The organism is Streptomyces sp. UH6 (genome assembly GCF_013421635.1).
GTDB lineage: Bacteria > Actinomycetota > Actinomycetes > Streptomycetales > Streptomycetaceae > Streptomyces > Streptomyces abyssomicinicus.
Genome location: NZ_JACADT010000515.1, coordinates 1 through 4,029, shown reverse-complemented (window position 1 = coordinate 4,029; position 4,029 = coordinate 1). Strand labels below are relative to the sequence as shown.

Genomic DNA, 4,029 nt, shown 5'->3' with positions numbered 1-4,029 from the left:
CCAGCGAGGGACCCGGGCGCGGCGGTCCCTCGCAGCGCACGGACGGGCCGGGGAAGAGGGTGACGTCCTTCGCGAAGGAGTTCATGCGCATCAGCGGCGACTGGCCGTCGCGCCAGACCCTGCCGGGGCCGGCGGGGTGCGGGTCCACCAGCACGATCTCGACCGGCCGGCCCGGCGCGAGCAACGGGGCGTTGGCCAGTAATCGCTCGGTCACGCCCACACCCGTCGGGCCCGCGCCGACGACCGCGACCCTGGCGGTCGCCGCGGTGCGGGAGGTGGCGGAGGATCCGGGCGGGGCGGAGGTCCGAGGCATGGCGGCCATTAATCCACGCGCTTGCCGAAAGACGCAATGGAGCGTCGGAGAGGGGCCGGAAGGTCCCTGCGCCCTGGGCGCGGACGAAGCGGAGGACTGGTTCCGGCCATCCGGCGGGAAACCGTCCGCTTGCCGCGAAGATCATCAACTCTTCGACGGACGCTCCGAGTTGTGCCTCCGAGGAGGTCGTTCGCCACCACCGGGTGACAAGGGCTTGGCAAGCGCGTCCGACAGTGCTTAGGTTTGGTCCACATCATTGACGAATTGATTGGAGCGGGCATGACCCGTCTGCAGCCCACCCCCGAGGACAAGTTCGCCTTCGGCCTGTGGACCGTCGGCTGGCGCGAGCGGGACCCGTTCGGCGACGCCACCCGCGCGCCCCTGGACCCGGTGCGCACGGTGCACAAGCTGGCCGAACTCGGGGCCTGGGGTGTGACCTTCCACGACGACGACCTGCTCGCCGTCGAGTCCCACCGGGACACCGCGGTCGCGGCGTTCCGCAAGGCGCTGGACGAGACCGGCCTGGTGGTTCCCACCGCCACCACCGACCTGTTCAAGGACCCGGTCTTCAAGGACGGCGCCTTCACCTCCAACGACCGCGAGGTGCGCCGCCACGCGATCCGCAAGGTGATGCGCAACCTGGACCTGGCGGCCGAACTCGGCGCCAACACCTACGTGTTCTGGGGCGGGCGCGAGGGCGCGGAGAGCGACGCCGCCAAGGACGTGCGGGTGGCGCTCGACCGCTTCCGCGAGGCGATCGACTTCCTCGCCGGGTACGTCAAGGAGCAGAACTACGGCCTGCGCTTCGCCCTGGAGCCCAAGCCGAACGAGCCGCGCGGCGACATCCTGCTGCCGACCATCGGCCACGCCCTCGGGTTCATCGCCACCCTGGAGCACGGCGAGATGGTCGGCCTCAACCCCGAGGTCGGCCACGAGCAGATGGCGGGGCTCAACTTCGTCCACGGCATCGCCCAGGCGCTGTGGCAGGAGAAGCTCTTCCACATCGACCTCAACGGCCAGCACGGTTCCCGCTACGACCAGGACCTGGTCTTCGGCCACGGTGACACCAAGAGCGCGTTCTTCCTCGTCGACCTGCTGGAGCACAGCGGCTGGGACGGCCCGCGGCACTTCGACTACAAGCCCGGACGCACCGAGGACGCCGACGACGTGTGGGTCTCCGCCGAGGCCAACATGCGCACCTACCTGATCCTCAAGGAGCGCGCCGCGGCCTTCCGCGCCGACCCCGAGGTCCAGGAGGCCATGCAGGCCAGCGGGATCTACGAGCTCGCCCAGTCCACCATCGCCCCCGGCGAGAGCTACGAGTCGCTGCGCGCGGAGGAGGCCGACCTCGACGCCCTGCGCGCCCGCGGCTTCCACTACTCCCGCCTCAACCAGCTCGCGCTCGAGCACATGCTCGGCCGGCACTGACCTTCGGCAAGGCTGAGGGCTCCGGGCCCGGAAAGGTATGTCATGAGTGGGACGGCAGAAGTGTCAGGGGTTTCACTCCACGACGACCGGCCCGGGGCCCGGCCTGTGCCCAAGGGCGCCTGGGCGGTCCTCTTCACCGTGCTCGGCGCGACGATGATGGACATGCTGGACGCCACGGCGATGGGCGTCGCCGCGCCGGCCATCAAACTCGGTCTCGGCGCGTCCGAATCGCAGTTCCAGTGGATCAACATCGGCTACGTGCTGTCGTTCTCGGTGCTGCTGCTGGCCGGCGGACGGCTCGGTGACATCATCGGCCGACGCCGGACGTTCCTGATCGGCCTCACCGGCTTCGCGGTGATGTCGGGGCTGTGCGCGGCGGCCCAGAACCCGGCGGAGCTGATCGCCGCGCGGCTGGTACAGGGCGCCGCGGCGGCGATGATGATCCCGCAGTGCGTCAGCATGATCCGTGAGAGCTTCGGTCAGGAACACAGTCCGAAGGCGTTCGCGATCTTCTCGCCCTTCATCAGCCTCTCGTCCGCGCTCGGGCCGATCCTCGGCGGGCTGCTGATCACCTACGCGTCGTGGCGCTGGGTGTTCCTCATCAACATCCCGGCCTGCGCGATCGCGTTCTTCTTCGCCGTCCGCGTGCTGCCGAAGCACCAGGACGAGGGCAGCCGGCCGAGGTTCGACGTCCTCGGCATGATCCTGTGCTCCACCGCGGTCGGGCTGCTCGTCTATCCCGTCGTCCAGGGACGCGAACACCGGTGGGCCTGGTGGACCTTCGCCATGATGCTCTCCTCGGTGGCGGTCCTGGCGGTCTTCGCGCTCCACGCCCGAGCCCGGCGCGGCAAGGCGCTCGACTCCTTCATCGACACCGCCCTGTTCCGCAAACGCGCCTTCACCGGCGGCACGCTGACGGTCTTCCTCTTCTTCGGCGCCTGCTCGGGAGCCTTCATCGTCAGCCCGCTGCTGCTCCAGCTGTACGCCGGCTGGTCGCCGCTGCGCGTCGGCCTCACCGGCTCGTGGTGGTCCCTGGGCACCATGCTCGCCATGGGCGTCGGGCCGGTCCTCGCGCGGCGGATGCCGCCGCGGCGGGTCCTGCAGGCCGGCGTGCTGACCCAGGCGGCCGGGATGGTCCTCGCCGCGCTGACCGTCGCCGTGTACGCCAAGGACACCACCCACCCGGGCCCCGACGGCCCCCTCATCGACACGGGCCTGACCAGCTTCAACCTGGCCCCGGCACTGATCGTCTCCGGAATCGGCACCGGCCTGTTCTTCGTGCCGTTCCTCGCCCTCGTCCTGGCGTCCGTCGGCGACCGCGAACTCGGCCTGGCGAACGGGGCCATCAACTCCCTCCAGCAGCTGGGCGGCGCGGTGGCCACGGCGGTGTTCTCGACGGTGATCTTCAACCAGGTCGCGCAGGGCGGGTCGCCCCACGCCGCGAGCACGCTCGCCTACGGACTCTGCGCCGGCCTGCTGGTGGTGACCTGGGCGGCCTCCTTCACGCTCGGGAAGAGCACCACGCAGACGTGACCGGCCGGAACCCCTGAGAGCGGAAATCCCCGAGACCGGAAACCCTGACCACCGGAACCCCTGACCACCGGAACCCCTACCACCGGAACCCCTGACCACCAGAACCCCTGACCACCAGAACCCCTGACCACCGGAACCCCTGGAAGGGACTGTCGATGGCGACACCGACCGCGGTCAACCTCTGGACCGTCCGCGACCACCTGGCGGCCGACCGCGGCGGCACGCTGCGCCGCCTGGCCGACCTCGGCTACGACGCCGTGGAGCCCTTCGAGGCCACCGACGACCCGGCCGGTCTGCGCGCGATCGCGGACGACCTGGGACTCTCCGTCTGCAGCGCCCACTCGCACCGACTCCTCGGCGCCGACGACCCGGACGCGGTCTTCGAGGCGGTGAACACCCTGGGCACCGACCTGGTGGTCGTGCCCTACGGCCTCCTCGAGGACGCCTTCGCCGACCTGGACGCCCTCAAGCGCACCGCCGACACGCTCAACTCCCTCGCCGAAGGGGCGGCCCGGCACGGCCTGGTGCTCGGCTACCACAACTACTGGTGGGAGTTCGAGTCCGAGATCGACGGCCGGCACGCCGCCGAGGTGCTCGCCGACCTGCTCGCCCCCGAGGTCTTCCTCGAGATCGACGACTACTGGGCCGCCCTGGGCGGCGCCGACGTCCCCGCCGTCGTCACCCGGCTCGGCGGGAGGGTGCGGGCCCTGCACCTGAAGGACGGGCCGATCGCCAAGGGCGCCGCGCACACCGCA

4 protein-coding genes are annotated in these 4,029 nt (G+C 70.7%); 3 read left to right on the top strand and 1 reads right to left on the bottom strand.

Annotation, left to right across the window (positions count from 1 at the left end):
* The coding region (locus HW445_RS21105; protein WP_308799615.1) for an FAD/NAD(P)-binding protein at window positions 1-214 on the bottom strand (214 nt) is incomplete at its 3' end.
* Window positions 215-592: 378 nt separating this feature from the next.
* On the opposite strand from HW445_RS21105, the gene xylA reads away from it, so the two are divergent.
* The 3 genes from xylA to HW445_RS21090 form a co-directional block, all read left to right on the top strand.
* Window positions 593-1,741 carry a xylose isomerase gene (gene xylA, locus HW445_RS21100; RefSeq protein ID WP_180222549.1) on the top strand — a complete coding sequence of 383 codons (1,149 nt, stop codon included), beginning with the start codon at window positions 593-595 and terminating at the stop codon, window positions 1,739-1,741.
* A 60-nt stretch (window positions 1,742-1,801) separates the two neighbouring features.
* Window positions 1,802-3,274 (top strand): MFS transporter, encoded by a 1,473-nt coding sequence (locus tag HW445_RS21095; RefSeq protein ID WP_180222548.1) that lies wholly within the window; start codon window positions 1,802-1,804, stop codon window positions 3,272-3,274.
* 155 nt (window positions 3,275-3,429) lie between these two features.
* Window positions 3,430-4,029: sugar phosphate isomerase/epimerase (locus HW445_RS21090; protein WP_180222547.1), on the top strand; the 600-nt coding region annotated here is incomplete at its 3' end.